The organism is Massilia sp. LjRoot122 (genome assembly GCF_964252725.1).
Lineage (GTDB): Bacteria > Pseudomonadota > Gammaproteobacteria > Burkholderiales > Burkholderiaceae_D > Telluria.
The window spans coordinates 162,563-182,440 of record NZ_CAXUPB020000002.1; the positions used below are offsets into that span (position 1 = coordinate 162,563).

The 19,878-nt window shown below is 66.8% G+C and carries 18 protein-coding genes; all 18 read left to right on the forward strand.

What is annotated here, in order from left to right:
• Window positions 1-66 precede the first annotated feature (66 nt).
• Window positions 67-813, forward strand: coding sequence for a 2,3-diphosphoglycerate-dependent phosphoglycerate mutase (gene gpmA / locus ACSQ25_RS24030; RefSeq protein ID WP_436108264.1), 747 nt, complete (start codon window positions 67-69; stop codon window positions 811-813).
• A gap of 8 nt (window positions 814-821) precedes the next feature.
• On the forward strand, window positions 822-2,249 hold the full coding sequence (locus ACSQ25_RS24035) for a murein hydrolase activator EnvC family protein (protein WP_436108284.1): 1,428 nt from the start codon (window positions 822-824) through the stop codon (window positions 2,247-2,249).
• Between the two features lie 11 nt (window positions 2,250-2,260).
• On the forward strand, window positions 2,261-3,748 hold the full coding sequence (locus ACSQ25_RS24040) for a S41 family peptidase (protein ID WP_436108265.1): 1,488 nt from the start codon (window positions 2,261-2,263) through the stop codon (window positions 3,746-3,748).
• Between the two features lie 159 nt (window positions 3,749-3,907).
• On the forward strand, window positions 3,908-4,672 hold the full coding sequence (locus tag ACSQ25_RS24045; RefSeq protein ID WP_436108266.1) for a HesA/MoeB/ThiF family protein: 765 nt from the start codon (window positions 3,908-3,910) through the stop codon (window positions 4,670-4,672).
• Window positions 4,673-4,810: 138 nt separating this feature from the next.
• Window positions 4,811-5,254, forward strand: coding sequence for a type II secretion system major pseudopilin GspG (gspG, locus tag ACSQ25_RS24050; RefSeq protein WP_436108267.1), 444 nt, complete (start codon window positions 4,811-4,813; stop codon window positions 5,252-5,254).
• Between the two features lie 8 nt (window positions 5,255-5,262).
• On the forward strand, window positions 5,263-5,739 hold the full coding sequence (gene gspH / locus ACSQ25_RS24055; protein WP_436108268.1) for a type II secretion system minor pseudopilin GspH: 477 nt from the start codon (window positions 5,263-5,265) through the stop codon (window positions 5,737-5,739).
• Between the two features lie 3 nt (window positions 5,740-5,742).
• Window positions 5,743-6,120: a type II secretion system minor pseudopilin GspI gene (gspI, locus tag ACSQ25_RS24060; RefSeq protein ID WP_436108269.1), complete on the forward strand. Its 378-nt coding sequence runs from the start codon at window positions 5,743-5,745 to the stop codon at window positions 6,118-6,120.
• On the forward strand, window positions 6,117-6,743 hold the full coding sequence (locus tag ACSQ25_RS24065) for a PulJ/GspJ family protein (RefSeq protein ID WP_436108270.1): 627 nt from the start codon (window positions 6,117-6,119) through the stop codon (window positions 6,741-6,743). Before gspI ends, ACSQ25_RS24065 begins: the two co-directional genes overlap by 4 nt.
• Window positions 6,743-7,759 carry a type II secretion system minor pseudopilin GspK gene (gspK, locus tag ACSQ25_RS24070; protein ID WP_436108271.1) on the forward strand — a complete coding sequence of 339 codons (1,017 nt, stop codon included), beginning with the start codon at window positions 6,743-6,745 and terminating at the stop codon, window positions 7,757-7,759. The genes ACSQ25_RS24065 and gspK overlap by 1 nt, the downstream gene beginning before the upstream one ends.
• 16 nt (window positions 7,760-7,775) lie before the next feature.
• On the forward strand, window positions 7,776-9,008 hold the full coding sequence (gene gspL / locus ACSQ25_RS24075) for a type II secretion system protein GspL (protein WP_436108272.1): 1,233 nt from the start codon (window positions 7,776-7,778) through the stop codon (window positions 9,006-9,008).
• The gene (gene gspM / locus ACSQ25_RS24080) at window positions 9,005-9,535 is read left to right on the forward strand and encodes a type II secretion system protein GspM (protein ID WP_436108273.1); all 531 of its coding nucleotides are present in this window, start codon (window positions 9,005-9,007) and stop codon (window positions 9,533-9,535) included. Before gspL ends, gspM begins: the two co-directional genes overlap by 4 nt.
• Complete coding sequence (gene gspN / locus ACSQ25_RS24085) at window positions 9,532-10,305, forward strand: type II secretion system protein N (protein WP_436108274.1); 774 nt, start codon at window positions 9,532-9,534, stop codon at window positions 10,303-10,305. Before gspM ends, gspN begins: the two co-directional genes overlap by 4 nt.
• Window positions 10,305-12,683 carry a type II secretion system secretin GspD gene (gene gspD / locus ACSQ25_RS24090; RefSeq protein WP_436108275.1) on the forward strand — a complete coding sequence of 793 codons (2,379 nt, stop codon included), beginning with the start codon at window positions 10,305-10,307 and terminating at the stop codon, window positions 12,681-12,683. Before gspN ends, gspD begins: the two co-directional genes overlap by 1 nt.
• 7 nt (window positions 12,684-12,690) lie before the next feature.
• On the forward strand, window positions 12,691-14,112 hold the full coding sequence (gene gspE / locus ACSQ25_RS24095; RefSeq protein ID WP_436108276.1) for a type II secretion system ATPase GspE: 1,422 nt from the start codon (window positions 12,691-12,693) through the stop codon (window positions 14,110-14,112).
• A 3-nt stretch (window positions 14,113-14,115) separates the two neighbouring features.
• A complete protein-coding gene (gspF, locus tag ACSQ25_RS24100; protein WP_436108277.1) occupies window positions 14,116-15,336 on the forward strand; it encodes a type II secretion system inner membrane protein GspF in 1,221 nt (406 codons plus the stop codon).
• Window positions 15,337-15,357: 21 nt separating this feature from the next.
• Window positions 15,358-16,092: a hypothetical protein gene (locus ACSQ25_RS24105; RefSeq protein ID WP_436108278.1), complete on the forward strand. Its 735-nt coding sequence runs from the start codon at window positions 15,358-15,360 to the stop codon at window positions 16,090-16,092.
• Window positions 16,093-16,221: 129 nt separating this feature from the next.
• On the forward strand, window positions 16,222-17,514 hold the full coding sequence (locus tag ACSQ25_RS24110; RefSeq protein ID WP_436108279.1) for a Xaa-Pro dipeptidase: 1,293 nt from the start codon (window positions 16,222-16,224) through the stop codon (window positions 17,512-17,514).
• A gap of 224 nt (window positions 17,515-17,738) precedes the next feature.
• The coding region (locus tag ACSQ25_RS24115; RefSeq protein WP_436108280.1) for a DUF4347 domain-containing protein at window positions 17,739-19,878 on the forward strand (2,140 nt) is incomplete at its 3' end.

The following is a 19,878-nucleotide window of genomic DNA, read 5'->3' on the forward strand; positions in this document are numbered from 1 at the left end:
GGCGCATTATAAAATAGATGCTGGACCGGATTTCAATCGCATTTTTTATTCTCTAAAGAAGAGCTTATGTACAAAATCGTATTCATGCGCCACGGCGAATCCACCTGGAACCTCGAGAACCGCTTCACCGGCTGGACCGACGTCGACCTGACCGAGAAGGGCATCAACGAGGCGAAAAGCGCCGGCCGCGTGCTCAAGGAAGCCGGGTTCAGCTTCGATGTGGCCTATACCTCGGTGCTCAAGCGCGCAATCCGCACCCTGTGGCTGGCCATGGACGAGATGGACATGATGTACCTGCCGGTCAAGAACGACTGGCGCCTGAACGAGCGCCACTACGGCGCCCTGCAGGGCCTGGACAAGGGCGAGACCGCGGCCAAGTTCGGCGACGAGCAGGTGCTGGTCTGGCGCCGCAGCTACGACACCCCGCCGCCGGCGCTGGAAGAGGGCGACGACCGCACCTCCTTCAAGGACCCGCGCTACGCCGGCCTGTCGAAAGAGCAGATTCCGCTGACCGAATGCCTGAAGGACACCGTCGCCCGCGTGATGCCATGCTGGGACGAGGAAATCGCCCCGGCCATCCGCGCCGGCAAGAAGATCCTGATCTCGGCCCACGGCAACAGCCTGCGCGCCATCATCAAGATGCTAGACAACATCAGCGACACCGACATCGTCGGCCTGAACATCCCCAACGGCCAGCCGCTGGTGTATGAACTGGACGCCGACCTGAAGCCGATCAAGCACTACTACCTGGGCGACCAGGAAGCGATCGCCGCCGCCGTGGCGGCCGTGGCCAACCAAGGGAAGGCGAAGTAAGCTTGCGTTTGCCATTCACGAAGTCAGCCGGTAGTGCGCTCCTGTGCGCATTACTGGCGGTCGCGCTGTCCGATTCCGCCTTTGCCCAACGCCAGACCGAACGCAGCCGCCAAAAGGTGACTGCGGAGAAGCAGCGCACCGGTATCCAGCAGAAGCTGGAGGCGATCAAGCGCGACATCGCCCGCACCGAGGATGCGCGGGCCGATGCCGCCGACGAGCTGGCGGAGTCCGAGGCCGCGATTTCCGACGCCAACCGCGCGCTGCGCGAGCTGGCCGAGGAACAGGATGCGACCAGCACCCGCCTGAACGAGCTGTCGACCCAGGGCGAGCGGCTGCAGCAGACAATTGTTAATCAAAAGAAACAATTGTCACAACTGCTGCGCGAGCACTACGTGGCTGGCAACGAAGACCGCATCAAGCTGCTGCTGTCGGGCGACAACCCGAACCGCATCAACCGCGACCTGCAGATGATGGCCTACGTGTCGCAGGCCCAGGCGAAGCTCTTGAGCTCGCTGCGCGCCAACCTGGTCGAAGTCGAGGCCAATCGCGACAAGGTCGAGAACGCCCAGCTGGAACTGCAGGAAATCGCCGGCGAGCAGCAGCAACAGAAGCAGACGCTGGAAAAGGAAAAGGCCAAGCGCACGGCGCTGATGCAGAACCTGTCGACCCGCCTGAGCGACCAGCGCAAGCAGGCCGACCGTCTGCAACGCGACGAGCAGCGCATGACCGAGCTGGTGGACCGGCTGTCGCGCCTGATCCGCGAGCAGGCCGAGGCCGAGCGCCGCCGCCAGGCGGCCCTGGCCGCGGCGAAGGCCAAGGCGCAGGCCGAGGAACAGGCGCGCGCCCTGGCCCGCGCCAAGGCCGCCGCCGAGAAGGCCGAGCGCGACCGCATCGCGCGCCAGAACGGCAAGCCGGTCGCCAAGCCCGAGCCCGAGGCGCCGCCGCCGAAAGTGGCCGAGCAGAAGCCGGCCGATAAGCCGGCTGAAACCCGTCCGGGCACGGTGGAGCAAGAGGTTCCGCTGGCACCGCCGGCGCCGGCCGGCGCCTTCGCCGCCCTCAAGGGACGCTTGAGCTCGCCAATCAGCGGCAATATCCGCGCCCGTTTCGGCGCGCGCCGTACCGAAAGCCTGACCTGGAAGGGCATGTTCTTCACTGCCCCGGAGGGTGCCGAAGTGCGGGCCGTGGGTCCGGGACGGGTGGTGCACGTCGACTGGATGCGCGGCTGGGGCAATATGGTCATCATCGACCACGGCGGCGAATACCTGTCGACCTACGGCTTTGCCTCGGCGGTGCTCAAGCGCCCCGGCGACATGGTGCGCGCCGGCGAGGTGATCGCAAGCGCGGGCAATACCGGCGGTATCGAGGAATCGGGGCTATACTTTGAGCTCAGGCATCGCGGCAAGGCCTTCGATCCGGCAAGCTGGATCAAATTCTAGGGGCACCACACATGGGTAAGGCAAAGAATTTCGGGCTGATCGGACTGGGCATGGTGGCCGGCGTCGCCGCCTCCTTCCAGTTCTCGGCCCATGCGCAAAAGGAAACCGGCGCGCCGCTGCCGCTCGACGAGCTGCGCCAGCTGGCCGACGTCTACGGCCTGATCAAGTCCGACTACGTCGAGCCGGTCGAGGACAAGAAGCTGCTGTCGGAAGCGATCGGCGGCATGGTCGCCTCGCTCGACCCGCATTCCAGCTACCTCGACCAGAAAGCCTTCCGCGAGATGAAGGAAGCGGTGCAGGGCAAGTTCGTCGGCGTCGGCATCGAGGTGGCCAGCGAAGACGGCTACGTCAAGATCGTCGCCCCGATCGAGGATACCCCCGCGCACAAGGCCGGCATCAAGTCCGGCGACCTGATCACCCGCATCGACAACGTCCCGGTGCGCAACATGTCGCTCGACGAAGCGATCAAGCGCATGCGCGGCAAGGCCGGCAGCAAGGTCACGCTGACCATTGCGCGCCGCGGCGAGGACAAGCCCTGGGTGGTGCCGGTGCAGCGCCAGGAAATCGTGGTCCAGAGCGTCAAGGCCAGGATGATCGAGCCGGGCTACGCCTGGCTGCGCGTCAGCCAGTTCCAGGAAAACACCGTCGAGGAGCTGGCCAAGAAGGCCAAGTCCCTGTATGCCGACAACCCGCAGATCAAGGGCCTGGTGCTCGACCTGCGCAACGACCCGGGCGGCCTGCTGCCGGGCGCGATCGGCGTCTCGGCGGCCTTCCTGCCGCAGCCGGAACAACTGATCGTCTCGACCAAGGGCCAGCTACCGGATTCGAACCAGCAGTTCTACGGCCGCCGCGAGTTCTATTCCCAGCGCGGCGCCGATCCGCTGGCCGGCCTGCCTGCCTCGCTCAAGACGGTGCCGATGGTGGTGCTGGTCAACGGCGGCTCGGCCTCGGCCTCCGAGATCGTGGCCGGCGCGCTGCAGGACTACAAGCGCGCCATCATCATGGGCAGCCAGACCTTCGGCAAGGGCTCGGTGCAGACCCTGCGCCAGCTGTCGGCCGACACCGCGGTCAAGCTGACCACGGCGCGCTACTACACCCCGAAGGGCCGCCCGATCCAGGCGACCGGCATCGTGCCCGACATGCGCGTGGACGAAACGGCGGAAGGCGACGCCCTGGCCGTGCTGCGCGTGCGCGAGGCCGACCTGCAGCGCCACCTGGCCAGCGAAGGCGAGCTTGCGAAAACCCAGTCGCCTGCTGCCAAGGAGAAGAAGGACGCCTTCGAGGCCCAGCAGCGCGCCATCGCCCAGCTGAAGGACCGCAAGCCGCTCGACTACGGCAGCAAGGACGATTTCCAGCTGGCGCAGGCGATCAATCACTTCAAGGGGCAGCCGGTACAGCTGGCCAAGGCGGAGCCGGACGAGGCCAAGCCGGCGGCGCCGAAGGTCTTGCCGGGGACGGAGACCAAGCCGCCGGAGATCAAGGCGCCGGCCAAGAAATAAGGTTTGCGTTTCGCATGCAAATTGGGTCCCCGCCTGCGCGGGGACGACGTGCTTCTGTGCGTAGCCGGCCGCAGCGCTGTTTAAACCTCTAGCTTCAAGACCGTCGTTCCCGCGCAGGCGGGAACCCAAGTTGACCTTCGTCGCACACCCCTACGCACGATGAACGACACCCAACTCCTGCGCTACTCCCGCCACATCCTGCTCGACGAGATCGGCATCGAAGGCCAGCAAGCCCTGCTCGACGCCCACGCCCTCATCATCGGCGCCGGCGGCCTCGGTTCCCCCGCCGCGCTCTACCTGGCATCAAGCGGGATCGGCCGCATCACCCTGGTCGACGACGACGAGGTCGACCTCACCAACCTGCAGCGCCAGGTCATGCACACCACCGCGCGCATCGGCCAGCCCAAGGTCGATTCCGGCCGCGCAGCCCTGCTGGCCATCAATCCCGACATCGATGTCACCGCGCTGCGCGAACGGGCTGCAGGCGAGCGCCTGCGGGAACTGGTGCGCGCCGCGACGGTCGTGCTCGACTGCAGCGACAACTTCGCCACCCGCCACGCCGTCAACCGCGCCTGCGTCGAGGCGCGCAAGCCGCTGGTCTCGGGCGCCGTGATCCGTTTCGACGGCCAGCTCTCGGTCTTCGATATCCGCCGGCCCGAGGCCCCCTGCTACGCCTGCCTGTTCCCCGAGGACAGCAACTTCGAGGATGTTGCCTGCAGTACCATGGGCGTGTTCGCGCCCCTGGTCGGCGTGGTCGGCGCCATGCAGGCGGCCGAGGCCATGAAGCTGGTGGCCGGCATCGGCGAGCCGCTGGCCGGGCGCCTGCTGCTGCTCGACGGCCGTGCCATGGAATGGACCGCGCTCAAGGTCGCCCGCAACCCGTCCTGCCCCGTCTGCGCCGCCCGCGCCAGCCAGGCGGCATGAGCATCTGAACAAGCTCTCATTAAGACAGGGTTAACCAGGCCGTCCCGAGTACAATTGCCTACGCGCACGTGGTAGCCCATGCCCGCATGTGGCCTTATACTGTCTGTCTTCAACCGACGTCCTTACAAAGATTAACCCATGCACATTGATTCGCAACGTAAGCAGCGCCGCGCACGCGGCTTCACCCTGGTCGAGATCATGGTCGTCGTGGTCATCATCGGCATCCTCGGCGCCCTGGTCGTGCCGAAGCTGCTGGGCCGTACCGGCGAGTCGCGCGTCACCGCCGCCAAGGTCGATATCGCCACCATGATGCAGGCACTCAAGCTCTACAAGCTCGACAACCAGCGCTACCCGAGCACCGAGCAGGGCCTGCAGGCCCTGATCACCAAGCCGACCGCGGGCCCGTCCGCCGGCGGCTGGAAAGACGGCGGCTACATCGAGAAGCTGCCGAAGGACCCGTGGGGCAATGCTTACCAGTACCTGTCGCCAGGCATCCACGGCGAAGTGGACGTGTTCTCGCTGGGCGCCGATGGCCAGCCCGGCGGCACCGGTGAGGATGCCGACGTCGGTTCCTGGGAATAAGGATTCCGATGCGGGCCCGCGCCGCCCAACGCAGCAACGGCTTCACCCTGGTGGAGCTGCTGGTCGTGATGGTCATCATCGGCATCACGCTGGGCCTCGCTTCGCTCAACGCCATCCCTTCTCCGCGCCAGGACCTGCAGCAGGAAGCCCAGCGCATCGCCCTGCTGCTCCAGCTGGCGCGTGACGAAGCCATCGTGCGCAATCGCCAGGTCGCCTTCGAGGCCAATCCCGAGCGCTACCGCTTCGTGGTGCGCAACGACACCGGCTGGGAGCCGGTCACGCGCGACGACCTGCTGCGTGAACGCACTTTCCGCAGTGCCCCGCTGCAGCTGGTGCTGCAGCCGACCACCGGCGCCGATCCCAACCAGGTGCGCATCACCTTCGGGCGCGAACCGGTCGACAAGCCTTTCGTGCTGACCCTTGCCACCGGCGGCAATGCGGTCGCGATCCGTGCCGACGGCATCGGCCACTTCACGGTGGAATAGGGCATGCACATGCGCGCACGCGGATTCACCCTGCTCGAAGTGCTGGTCGCCCTCGTCATCGTCGGCACCGCGCTCGGCGCCGGCCTGCGCGCCGTCGGCAGCCTGACTTCCAACAGCGACGGCCTGCGCGCCTCCATGATGGCCACCTGGTCGGCCGAGAACCGCCTGGTGCTGATCCGCCTGAACCGCGAATTCCCCGAGGTCGGCAAGCGTAACTTCCCCTGTCCGCAGGGCGAGCTGAACCTGGTTTGTGAAGAGGAAGTGCTGACCAGCCCCAACCCGCAATTGCGCCGGATCGAAGTCTCGGTGTTTGACGCCGAACGTCCGACCCGCCGCATCGTCAAACTGGTCCAGCTCGTGTTGAGGCCTTCGCGGACATGACGACACGCATCCACAAACGCCGTCGGGGCTTCACCCTGGTCGAACTGCTGGTGGCGATCAGCATCCTCGCCATCCTGGCCGTGCTCGGCTGGCGCGGGCTGGACGGCATCGTGCGCGCCCGTATCGCGCTGGTCGAGCAGATGGAGGTCACGCGCGGCCTGCAGCTGGCCTTTGCCCAGATGCAGAGCGACTGCGAGCACCTGGCCGGGCGCGAGATCCTCGGCCGCCGTCCCAACCTGCAGTATGCCGACGCCCGCTTCACGCTGGTGCGCAAGGTCTATAACGAGAACGAAGCCTCGCAGCTGGTGGTCGTGTCCTACCGCGTGGTGGACGGCACCCTGGTACGGCGCGAATCGCGCGGTACGCGCGACCTGGCCCAGCTGGAGGCGCTGTGGCAGGCGGCCGCCGGTGACGCTCCGTCCGAATCGGCGCCGCCGGTGGCGCTGCAAAGCGGCTTGACCGGCATGAACGTACTGGTCTACCAGGGCAACCAATGGCGCAACGAGCCTGCACCGGCCGCCGATGGTGCCCAGGCCGAGGACCCGACCGGCCTGCAGGTCGGCCTCGTGGTGCAGGGCAAGGACGTCCCAATGATCAAGTTCTTCCTGCTGGGAGGCACCTGATGCGCGCACCCACCAGCTTGCGCCAGCGCGGTGTCGCCGTCGTCACGGCCCTGCTGCTGACCACGCTCGCGATCTCGATCGTCGCCAGCCTGTTCTGGCAGCAGCAGGTGCAAGTGCGCTCGATGGAAAACCAGCGCCTGCACCTGCAGACCAAATGGATCCTGCGCGGTGCCCTCGACTGGGCCAGCCTGGTGCTGCGCCAGGACGCGTATACCTCGCAGTACACCTCGCTCGACCAGGTCTGGGCCACGCCGCTGGCCGAGACCCGGCTCGACCAGTACATCGAGCGCGAACGGGTGCAGGGTGAAAGTTTTGACGCGACACTGTCCGGCAACATTATTGACGCCACGTCGCGTTACAATCTCGTCAATCTTGCAAGGGACCGTCAGAAGGACCCTGCGCAGGTGGAGATCTTCCGCCGGCTGCTGGACAATCTGCGCCTCGATGCGCGCTTGGCCGACCAGGTGGCGAATTTCGTCGCGCAGGGGCAGCAGGTAGGGACGGCGACGGTGGACCCGGCCAATCCGCCGCCACCGCCGCCACCGCCGCCGCCATCGACGCTGCCTCCGGTGCCGGCCGTCAACGGCATACCGATCCCGGTACTGCAGGTGGACGACCTGCTGGCGGTGCAGGGAATCACGCCCGAGGTGCTGGCGAAACTGCGGCCCTTCGTGATTGTGCTGCCCCAAGGTACCGAAGTGACGCAGCTGAACGTGAATACCGTGCCGCCCGAGCTGTTGTCGGCGCTGGTGAAGAACCTGTCGCTGTCGCAGGCCAACGCCCTGGTGGCGCGCCGCAAGACGGCGGCATGGCGCAGCAAAGAGGATTTTAAAAGCCAGGTGCCGGGTGGCGAGGAGTTGCTCGATCAAACCTGGGATATCAGGAGCCGGTGGTTTATCGTACAGAGCCGGATCCGGCTCGACCGTGCGGCGTTGAATGCGGAATCGCTCATCGAGCGGCAGCCCGCCATCACCGTCGGCGGTGGAACCAGGGTAATCTGGACCCGCCAGAACTAGAAGAAAGCGAGACAGTTTGACGACTCTTTATATCCGGCACCCGGCGCGCGCGGAAGGCGAACATGCCCTGTGCCGTTTCGCGGTGGTCGCCGACGGCGGTACCATCGAGCAGCAGGGCGAAGGCCCCTTGCGCAACCTCGGCGACGCGGTCGCCGCCAGCCGCCGCGTGGTGCTGCTGCTGGCCGGCACCGACGTCACCCTGCTGCCGGTCCAGGCCCCGCCCGTGACCGGCGCGCGCCTGCGCGCGGCCCTGCCGGCGCTGGTGGAAGAGCATATCCTGGGCGACCCGCTCGACTGCGTGCTGGTGGCCGGCCCCGCCTTGCCGGACGGCCGCCGCCCGGTCGCCGTGGTCCAGCGCGACTGGCTCGAACCGATGGTGAAAGCCCTGCTCGGCATGGGTGCGCGCGCCGTTGCGGCCCTGCCTTCGCAGCTGTGCCTGCCCCTGCAGCCGGGCGGCGTTTCCGCCGCCGTCGCCAGCGGCGAGCTGCTGCTGCGCCAGGGCCAGTACGAAGGCCTGGGCCTGGCCATGGACGGCAACCCAACCCTCACGCTGCAGACGGCGCGCGCGCTGTCGGGCGATGCACCGCTGACCCTGTATGTGCCGCACGAGCAGTTCGGCGAATACCAGGTCTTGCTGGCGGAAGCCGGCCCCGGCATCACGCTGGAAAACGATGCGTGGGAGCACTGGATTGCAGGTTCGAGGAGCAGCGCGATCGACCTGGTGCCTGGCCTCGGCACGGCCGGCGTCGCCCAGCGCGACTGGAGCCGCTGGCGCTGGCCGATCCGCCTGGCCCTTGCCGCGATCGTGGTCAACATCATCGGCGTCAATATCGAATGGCTGCGCCTGAGGCGCGAAGCCGACGCGGTGCGCCAGGAAATGACCCAGACCTTCCGCAGCGCCTACCCGAACCAGCCGGTGATCGACCCGGTTGCGCAGATGCGCCAGAACATCGCGCGCGCCAAGGCCGCCAGCGGCCAGATCAGCCAGGACGAGTTCGGCTGGATCGCCGGCCTGTTCGGCGAGACGGTGCGTGGCCTTGGACGCCAGCCCGGCATTGCGTCAATGGAGTTCCGGGAACGCGCCCTGACCGTGCGCGTCAAACCTGAAACCGTCGACCCCGCCACCACGAGCCAGCTGCGCACCGCCCTCGGCGCACGCAACCTGAGCCTGGAAGAAAGCGCGCCCGCCACCTGGATCATCCGCAGCACGGGCGTCACGCAGTTGGCCACTTCGGGAGCAGCACCATGAACGCAGTCGCCACCATCCGCACCCGTTTCGGCGCGCTGCGCGAACGTGCGCTCGCCTACTGGCTGGCGCGCACCGACCAGGAGCGCAAGTTCCTGACGATCGGCGCGGTCGTGGTCCTGGTTTCGCTGGTCTATGCGCTGCTGCTGGCCCCCGCCATCGAAGGGCGCGATACCCTGCGCCGCTCGCTGCCCGCGCTGCGCCAGCAGGCGGCCCAGCTGCAGACCCTGGCCGCCGAAGCCTCGACCCTGGCCGCCAATCCGGCGCCCCAGGTGCCGCCCATGACTTCCGACGCGCTGAGCGCCAGCATGGCCCAGCGCGGCCTCAAGGCCGGCTCGATCACCATGACCGGCGAATACGCCAAGGTCCAGCTCAACGACGTGTCCTTCGCCAACCTGGTCGCCTGGCTCGATGCCCAGCGCCGCGAGAACCGGGTGCAGGTGCAGGATGCCGTCTTCACCGCCCTCGCCGCGGCAGGGCAGGTCAACGCCACTCTCACGCTGCGCCAGGCCAGCACGCCGGCCCAATGAAGCGTCTGCTGCTCTGGCTGGTCCCGATCCTGCTGGCCGTGCTCGTCACGGTCATGGCCTTCCTGCCCGCTTCCTGGCTGGGGCCGATGGTCGAACAACAGACCGGCGGCCGTTTGACTCTGGGGGATGCGCAGGGTACGCTGTGGAACGGCTCAGCCTTCGTGGGCGGGGCGCCGGGCGCGGCTGGCGCGGTAACGCCGCTGCTGCCGGGACGCTTCGCCTGGCGCCTGTCGCCGCTCGTGCTGCTGGGCCAGGTCCACATGGAAGTGGAGAACCTGCAAGCACTGGCGCGCCCGGTCCGCATCGACGGCAGCTGGTCGCAATGGCAGGTGAGCAGCGGCGAACTGCTGCTGCCGGCCGAGGGCCTGACCGGGCTGGGCGCGCCGCTCAACACGCTGGCGCCCACCGGCAGCATCCGGCTGGTCTGGAATACGCTCGACCTGCTGCGCCAGCCCAATACGGTGGCGGTACAGGGCCGTACGGTATTGACCATGAGCGACATGGGTTCGCGCATGGCGCCCATCCGACCCCTGGGCAGCTATGAAATGATATTCGACTGGCGCGGCAACCAGGCCGACCTGAACCTGCGCACGCTACGCGGTGCGCTCGTACTGACAGGCTCGGGTATGCTGCAAAATGGCAGGCTGCGCTTTTCCGGCCAGGCCTCGGCCGCCGAAGGATACGAACAGACGCTGGGCAATATGCTCAACCTGCTGGGCCAGCGCCGCATGGTGAACGGCAAAAACATAATCGCACTCGAGTTCAGATAATGACCAATAAAAACGGTACGACCTTCGCCCCTGGCTTCGCCGCCCGATCCAGCTTGCGCCTGCCGGCGCTGCGCCGCATGGCGGCCGGCGCCATGCTGTGCTGCTTTGCAGCCACCACCGCCGGCACCTTCTTTCCCGCGCCGGCCCAGGCCCAGGAGAGTGCGAACGCTGCGGCGCTGAGCTTCGTCAACGCCGACATCGAATCGGTGATCAAGGCGATCGGCCACTACACCGGCATGACCTTCATCATCGATCCGCGCGTCAAGGGAACGATCACCCTGGTGTCGGAAAAATCGCTGAGCAAGACCCAGGCCTTCGGCCTGCTGACCTCGACGCTGCGCCTGCAGGGCTATGCCGTGGTCACCAGCGGCGACGGCTATGCCAAGGTGGTGCCGGAAGCCGAAGCCAAGGCCCAGTCCTCGCCGACCCAGGTCGGTGGCGTGCGCGCCAGCCGTGCCGTCGGCGACCAGATCGCGACCCAGGTGTTTTATCTGTCCTATGAATCGGCGGCCAACCTCACCGCCGTGCTGCGCCCGCTGATTTCGCCGAACAATTCCATCATGGCGAACCCGGGCAACAACACCCTGGTCATCACCGACTACGCCGACAACCTGCGCCGCCTGGCGCGCATCATCGCCGCGCTTGACGCGCCGGTGGCGGCCGACCTCGACGTGGTTCCGATCCGCAACGCGATCGCCAGCGACGTCGCGGCTCTCGTCACCCGCCTGATGGAGCCGAGTGCCGGCGGCGATTCGGGCCGCGTCACCGTGCTGCCCGATCCGCGCACCAATTCGGTCGTGGTGCGTGCGCCTTCGCAGGCGCGCGCCAACCTGGCCAAGTCGCTGATCGCGCGCCTCGACCAGCAGACCTCGTCGCAGGGCAATATCCACGTCGTCTACCTGAAGAACGCCGACGCCAGCCGCGTGGCCCAGACCCTGCGCGCCGTGGTCTCGCAAGACGCCTCGGCGGTGCCGGTGCAGCAGCAGGGCACCTCGGGCGGTTCGATCCAGGCCGGCAGCACCACCGGTACCGGCGGTTCGGGCGGGCTCGGCGGCCAGCAGGGCCAGCAGAGCAGCGTCGGCATGGGCGGCACCGGCAATACCTACGGCCAGCAGAGCCAGCTCACCGCGGGCGGCGCCGGCGGCGGCCAGGGCTCGGGCTTCATCCAGGCCGATGCCTCCACCAACAGCCTGATCATTACCGCGCCGGACGCGGTCTACCGCAACCTGCGCAGCGTCATCGACCAGCTCGACGTGCGCCGCGCCCAGGTCTACATCGAGGCGCTGGTGGTCGAAGTCACCTCCAACAAGGCTTCCGAATTCGGCGTGCAATGGATCGGCGCCTCGGGCGACAGCGACAGCAAGTACCGCGTCGGCGGCGTCCAGTCCTTTACCGGCGGCGCCCAGGGCGGCAACATCGTCGACCTGGCCGCGGCCGCGCGCACCGGTCTGTCGGGCACCTCGGTCCCGACCATCCCGGGCGGGCTGACCTTCGGCCTGTTCCGCCAGGTAGGGGGCGAGCTGGGTCTCGGTGCGGTGGCGCGCGCCCTCGAAAACGATGGCAACGGCAATATCTTGTCCACACCGAACATGATTACGCTGGACAACGAACTGGCGACGATCAAGGTCGGCCAGAACGTCCCGATCATCACCGGCTCGTACACGACCACCGCCGCCACCGGTGGTGGCAATCCCTTCCAGACGGTCGACCGCAAGGATGTCGGCCTGCTGCTCAAGGTGCGCCCGCAAATCTCGGAAGGCGGTACGATCAAGATGGCGATCTACCATGAGAACTCGAGTGTCGACCAGTCCACCCGCAATTCGGCGTCGGGCCTGACCACCAACGTGCGTGCGATCGAGACCAACGTGCTGGCCGACGATGGCCAGATCATCGTACTCGGCGGACTCATCGAGGACACCGAGGGCGATGGCGAAGAGAAAGTACGCGGCCTGGGCGACATTCCGGTACTGGGCAATTTGTTCAAGTACCGCAGCCGCAACCGTACCAAGACCAACCTGATGGTATTCCTGCGTCCGGTCGTGGTGCGCAGCAAGGAAGCCTCGAACTCACTCGCCATGGACCGCTACGAATACATGCGCGCCGTCGGCGCCTCGGGCCAGGCCAGCCAGGAAGAGACCATCCTGATGCGCAGCCTCGGTGCGCCGCAGCTGCCGCCGCTGACCAATGGCCAGCCGCCGGTCGGCGGCACCATGGCCACCGCACCGGTCCAGACCGCTCCGGCGGCCGGCAGTGCCCCGGGCGCGGCCAGTGGCCAGAGCGTTCCGCAAGGGCAGCAGTCCCAGCAGCAGCGCCAGGCCCAGCCGGGGTCACAGCCGACCTCGCAGTTCCGCCCGGTGACGCCATCGAACCAGAGATAAGCTGACCATGAACAATTTGTTGCCTTTCGCCTTCGCCCGTGACCACGGCGTGCTGGCGCGCGGCGGGGACGACCCGGGCCAGGCCGTCGAGGTGCTGGTGTCCGGCGCCACGGCGCCGAGCGCGATCGCGGAAGTCTCGCGCCGCTTCGGCCGCATCACCCTGCGCCGCCTCGAGCGCGGCGAGCTCGACGAAGCCATCGCCAAGGCCTATGCCGGCGCCGGCGGCGACGCCTCGCAGGTGGTGGACGAGTTCGACGCCGACCTCGACCTCACCAGGCTGCTGCAGGACGTGCCGGCCATCGAAGACCTGCTGGAATCCTCGGACGATGCGCCGGTGATCCGCATGATTAATGCGCTGCTGACGCAGTCGCTGCGCGAAGGCGCCTCCGACATCCACATCGAGCCCTTCGAGCAGACCTCGGTCGTGCGCTTCCGCGTCGACGGCGCGCTGCGCGACATCGTGCGTCCCAAGAAAGCGATCCACGCCTCCCTGATCTCGCGTATCAAGATCATGTCGCAGCTCGACATCGCCGAGAAGCGCCTGCCGCAGGACGGCCGCATCACCCTGCGCATCGGCGGCAAGCCGGTCGACGTGCGCGTCTCGACCCTGCCGACCGGCCATGGCGAGCGCGCTGTGCTGCGTCTGCTCGACAAGGAAGCCGGCCGCCTCGACCTGAGCCACCTGGGCATGAGCCCGGACATGCTGCCGCAGTTCGACCGCCTGATCAACCAGCCGCACGGTATCGTGCTGGTCACCGGCCCGACGGGTTCCGGTAAGACGACCACGCTGTACGCCGCGCTGTCGCGCCTGAACGCGTCCACCACCAACATCATGACGGTGGAAGACCCGATCGAATACGACCTCAACGGCGTCGGCCAGACCCAGGTCAATGCGCGCATCGACATGACCTTCGCCAAGGCCCTGCGCGCCATCCTGCGCCAGGACCCCGACGTGATCATGATCGGCGAGATCCGCGACCTGGAAACGGCGCAGATCGCGGTGCAGGCCTCGCTTACCGGCCACCTGGTGCTGGCGACCCTGCACACCAACGACGCCGCCTCGGCCGTCACCCGTCTGCTCGACATGGGTATCGAACCCTTCCTGCTGTCCTCATCTTTGCTGGGCGTGATGGCGCAGCGCCTGGTGCGCAAGCTGTGCCCGACCTGCAAGGTCAGCGACGCCACCGGCTGGCATGCGGTGGGCTGCGAGCGTTGCGGCCACACCGGCTATCTCGGCCGGGTCGGTGTCTACGAGCTGCTCGAGACCACCGAGGAAATCCGTGCCCAGATCCACAACCAGGCCTCCGAAGCCGAGATCCGCGTCGCTGCCCAGAAGACCGGCATGAAGCTGATGCGCGAAGACGGCGAGCGCTGGCTGGCGGACGGCACCACCACGCGCGCCGAGCTGGTGCGCGTGACCAAGGATTAAAGCATGCCGGCATTCCGTTACGAGGCCGTCGACGCAGGCGGTGCGACCAAGAAGGGTGTGGTCAACGCCGACAGCCCGCGCGCGGCGCGCGCCGACCTGCGCACCCAGGGCCTGACGCCGCTGAACGTCGAGCTGATCGCGGCCCAGCTCGACGCCTCCGGCGCCGCGCGCTCGCGCGGCTTCGGCGAGCGCCTGTCCCAGGTCGAGCTGGCGCTGTTCACGCGCCAGCTGGCCAGCCTGCTGGAAGCCGGCCTGCCGCTCGAGCAGGCCTTCACGGCGCTGCTGGAACAGGCCGAGCGGCCCTATGTGCGCGACCTGATCGCCTCGATCCGCTCGGAAGTCATCGGCGGCTCGGCCTTCTCGAGCGCGCTGTCGCGCCACCCGCGCGACTTCGCCGAGATCTACCGCGCCCTGGTGTCCTCGGGCGAACAGATCGGCCAGCTCTCGCGCGTGCTGTCGCGCCTGGCCGACTACATCGAACGCCGCAATGCGCTGGTGCAGAAGGTGCGCCTGGCGTTTACCTATCCGGCGATCGTCACCGTGGTGGCCTTCGCCATCGTCATTTTCCTGCTCACCTACGTGGTGCCGCAGATTGTCTCGGTGTTCGCCAACACCAAGCAGAAGCTGCCCTTCCTGACGGTGATGATGCTGGCGATCTCCAACTTCGTACGGGCCTACGGCATCTACGTCGGCATCCTGCTCATCGGCGCGTTCTGGCTGTGGCGGCGCGCGCTGCGCAACCCGGACCTGAAGCGGCGCTGGCATACCTGGCTGCTGAGTGCTCCCGTGTACGGCAAGTTCGAGCGCAGCCTGAACACGGCGCGCTTCGCCAGCACGCTGGCGATCACCACCGGTTCGGGCGTGCCGATCCTGCGTGCGCTCGAGACCAGCCGCGACACCCTGTCGAACGTGGCGATGCGCGAACTGGTCGAACAGGCCACCGCCAGCGTGCGCGAAGGCGTGAGCCTGGCGCGCGCCTTGTCGGCGCAGAAGCATTTCCCGCCGATGCTGGTGCACATGATCCGTGCCGGCGAGATCACCGGCGAACTGCCCTCGATGCTCGAGCGCGCCGCCAATTCGCAGCAGGCCGACCTCGAGCGCCGCACCCTCACCATCGCCGGCCTGCTGGAGCCGGTGCTGATCCTGGCCATGGGCCTGGTGGTGCTGCTGATCGTGCTGGCGGTGCTGATGCCGATTATCGAAATCAACCAGTTGGTGCGCTAAGAAAAACAAGCAAGGACATCGATGAACAAGCGTTTGCCTCTCCTTTTCACCCTGCTCGCGCTGGTCCTGCTGGTGGCGTCGATCGCCTACTGGTTCCTGCAGCTGTACAAGCCCGCGCAACGCCCGCTGGCGCCGCCGCCCGTCGTGGCCCAGGCCGAGCCGAGTCCGGATGCCGCCGCCTACCTGTTCGGCGGCCAGCCGACCGCGGTGGCGATTTCCAGTTACCAGCTGACCGGCGTGGTCTCGGCCGGCCCCAACAGCGCCGTGATCCTGGTTGCCGAGGGTTCGCCGCCGAAGGCGGTGCGGATCGGCCGCGAGATCGTGCCTGGTGTGACGGTGGCCGAAGTGCATGCGCGCTACGTGATGCTGTCCGAAGGCGGCGTCATGAAGCGCGTCGACCTGGCGCCCGATACGGGCGCCTCGTCCCAGCTGAGCGGCAACATGGCGCCGCCAGTGGTCGGACCGCAGCCCGTCGCGGCCGCGCCGGCGCCCGGTGTCGAACCACAGACTTCGCCGGGCGCCGTGTCGATACCGCCGAACATGCAGTCGGTGCCGCCGCCCGGCGGCCCGCCGGGCGGCACGCCGACCACTCCGGAGAACGCGACCCCGGTACCGGAACCTGCGATGGATCCCGGCGTGCCACAGCAGGGCATGCAGCAGCAGGGACAGACCCCGCCGCCGCCGAATCAGGTGCAGATGCCGCCGCCGACCAGGGCAATCAACAGCCCGGTGGGGCAGGCGCCGCAGACGCAGTAAGCCAGAACGCCGCAAGCATGCGGCGTTTTTTATTGAGCAGGAAGTTCAGTTAGCGAACCCATCTGGACGGACAAGACATATCCCGGTATAAAGTTGCATCCTGTTAAATGCACAATGCCGGAGCCAGCCTTGAATCGTCCTACTACCTTGATCCCGCGAATCGTCCTGTCCTGCCTCGCCGCCCTGAGCTGGACGGGTGCCCAGGCCGCCGACGTCACCATCACCGCCGACCGCCTGCTCGACGTGCGTACCGGACGCATGGTCCAACACCCCGAGATCCTGGTGCGCGACGGCCGCATCGTCAGCGTCAAGCCCGCCGGCTCCACGCCCGCCGGCGGCGACGGCACCCGTATCGCGCTGCCCGGCATGACCCTGGTCCCCGGCCTGATCGACATGCACGTCCACCTCGATTCGGACCCGACCTATGGCGGCTACAGCTATCTCGAATACAACGACCGCTTCTGGTCGGCGCTCGCCGTCACCCATGCCGGCAAGACCCTGGATGCCGGCTTCACCACGGTGCGCAACGTCGGCGCCTCCGACTGGAACGACGTCGGGCTGGGCCAGGCCATCGCCGCCGGCAAGGTGCGCGGGCCGCGCATCATTCCCGGTGCCTGGTCCTTCGGGCCGACCGGCAGCCACTGCGACAGCACCTACTTCCCGCCCTCGATGGAAGAGAAGAACCCGTACAACGCCGACGGTCCCGAGGAAGTGCGCAAGTCGGTGCGCGCGCTGCGCAAGTACGGCGCCCAGGTCATCAAGGTCTGCGCCACCGGCGGCGTGTTCTCGCGCAACACCGAGCCCGGCCAGCAGCAGATGAACCTCGCCGAACTGCGCGCCGCGGTGGACGAGGCCGCGCAGTGGGGCCTCAGGGTGGCGGCCCATGCGCATGGCGCGGCCGGCATCAAGGACGCAATCCGCGCCGGCGTCACCACGATCGAGCACGCCAGCCTGATCGACGACGAAGGCATCGCGCTGGCGAAGAAGCACGGCGCCTGGCTGTCGATGGACATCTACAACGGCGACTACACGGCGGCCGAGGGCAAGAAGAACGGCGTGCTCGAAGATAACCTGCGCAAGGACCGCGAAGTGACCGAGATCCAGCGCCAGAACTTCAAGAAGGCGCACGCGGCCGGGGTGAAGATGGTCTATGGCACCGACGCGGGCGTCCACCCGCACGGCGGCAACGGCAAGCAGTTCGCGGTCATGGTCAAGTACGGCATGAGTCCGCTGCAGGCGATCCAGGCCGCCACCCTGAATGCCGCCGAGGCGCTGGGCAGGAACGATGTCGGCATCGTCGAGGCCGGCCGCTTCGCCGACATGGTGGCGGTGAAGGGCGACCCACTGGCGAATGTCCAGCTGCTGGAAGCGCCGGCCGTGGTCATCCAGGGCGGTACCGTGGTCAAGCGCGAGCTGCCCTGAAGCTTGCGGTAGCGACGACTCCGGGGGATGCCACGTCATCCCCCGCCTGCGAGCGTCGATACGGCACATCTGTTAAAAAATGACAAATGTACTGCTTCAATAGGTCAGATTGTCTCTAGGTCGCCTGTCGGACTAAACCTACACTCATTTTCGATTGGCTCGTGAAGCGAGTTCAAGAATCGAAGTGTTTGCCCAAGGAAACGTCCAATTCACAGGGATTTATTATGGCTGCTGCCCGTACCGTATTCATCGACACCACCTTACCGAATTACGCAGCGCTCGTCGCGCACTACGATGCCGATGTCTTCAACATTGTTCTTCTGAGTAATGAATCCCCTCGTGTCGAACAAATCCAGACCTGGTTGACGAACAACGGTGCCAGCCCGGCGGACATCAATATCGTCTCCTCCATCAATGGCGTCAACGGAGTGGTGACCCCGCGGGTCGTGTTCGTCGACCCAGGTATCGCCGATCTCGACACGGTCATCGCCGGGATGCCGGGTAATGCCACCGTGGTCGTGCTCGATGCCAGCCGGGATGGCGTGCAGCAGATTCACGATTACCTGTCGGCCAATGCCGGCATGGTTTCTGCCATCGACATCGTCACCGACATCGCGAGCGTGGATGTGGTCTCGCATGGCTCGCCCGGAGAAATCAAGCTCGGTTCGACGGTCCTGAACATGGATAGCCTGGCAGGCTACGGCAGCCAGCTCGCCGCCATCGGCAGCCACCTGAGCGCCACCGCCGACCTCCTGTTGTATGGCTGTGACGTGGCCAGCGGCGCTATCGGCGAGCAATTCATCGCGGCCCTGGCGGCAGCCACCGGCGTGGACGTGGCCGCATCGAACGACCTGACCGGCAGCGCGGCGGCGGGCGGGGACTGGGTCCTCGAAGCGAACACCGGCACCATCGAAACCGCGGCCCTGAACATCGCGAACTACGCGGGCCTGCTGGATACGGCCACGTCCATCGCGGCGCTCAAGCTGTCGGATGATACCGGCAGCTCGTCCAGCGATTTTGTTACCAATGCGGTCGAGCAAACGATTACTGGCAGCTTTACTGCGTCTGGCAATGGCAATGGGATGCCTGCCATCTGGGTATCGACCGGGGGCCCCACTGCAAGCCGTACCTTGGCCACCATAAGCAAATATGATGCCGATCCGACCAAGACCGGCAACGGCGACACGGTCGGCGGCACATTTTCGGTGACGGTCAAGCTGGTTCCAGGGGCGGGGTCGATCCAGTTCTGGACCGCGTCGAGCGGCATGGGCAGCCAGATTGCGAATTCCGCCAAGGCTTACACGCTGGACACCACACCGGGCAGCAGTGTCGCCACCTTGGCCCTGAGCCGCGATAGCGGCGCCAGTGCGAGCGACTTCATCACCGATACCGCCGCCCAGACGATCAGCGGCACGCTGAGCGCGAACACGTTGGCAGGCGAGGTCGTGCGGATCTCGGTGGACAACGGCGCTACCTGGCAAACCGCCGCCAATACTGTGGGACAAAAAACCTTCAGCCTGTCCGGCGTGAATCTGCCCGGCAGTGGCACGATCAAGGTGCAGGTCGAAAATGCCGCCGGCAACGCCGGCACGCCTTTTTCCCAGGCTTTTGTCGTGGACACCGTGGCGCCGGCACCGGGTGTCCTCGGCCTCAGCGAGCTGGTCGACTCGGGGACCGCGGGCGATGGCATTACCAGCGACTCGTCCTTCTCCCTGGCGCTGACGGGTAACGAAGCCGGTTCGAGCGTGATCTATGAAACCTCGTTCCAACAAGGCGTATTCGTTCCCACGACGATGTCCCACACCACGCTTGCCGATGGTAGTTACCTGTTCCGTGCCCGTGTGACGGACCTCGCCGGGAATACGTCCACGACGAACACAGTCGCTGTCACGATCGACACCCTTGCGCCCGGGGCACCCGTCATCACCGGCTTTGCCGATAACAGCGGGTCCGGATCCGATACGACGACCACGGACCCGACGCCGACGCTCACGATGTCGGCCGAGGCCAATGTGAAGGTCGAGGTGTACAGGAATGGGGTGTCGGTCGGCATGGCAAGCCAGACCGCAAGCAATAGTGGAACCTACACCTTCGCCTCAGCGGCCCTGCCTGACGGCAGCTATACGTTCACGGCGATGGCAATCGACGCGGCCGGGAATACCAGCCCGGTATCGCTTTCGCAGAGCGTCACGATCGACACCACGCTCACCGCCCCGACGGCGGCGCTGGTGACGGACAGCGGCACGCCCGGCGACGGACTGACCAATACGGCAGCCCTGGCATTCAACAATCCCGATCAGGACGCGAAGCGTGTCATCAAGGTCGACGGTACGGAAGTCGGCAGCTACGATCCCGGTGCGCTGG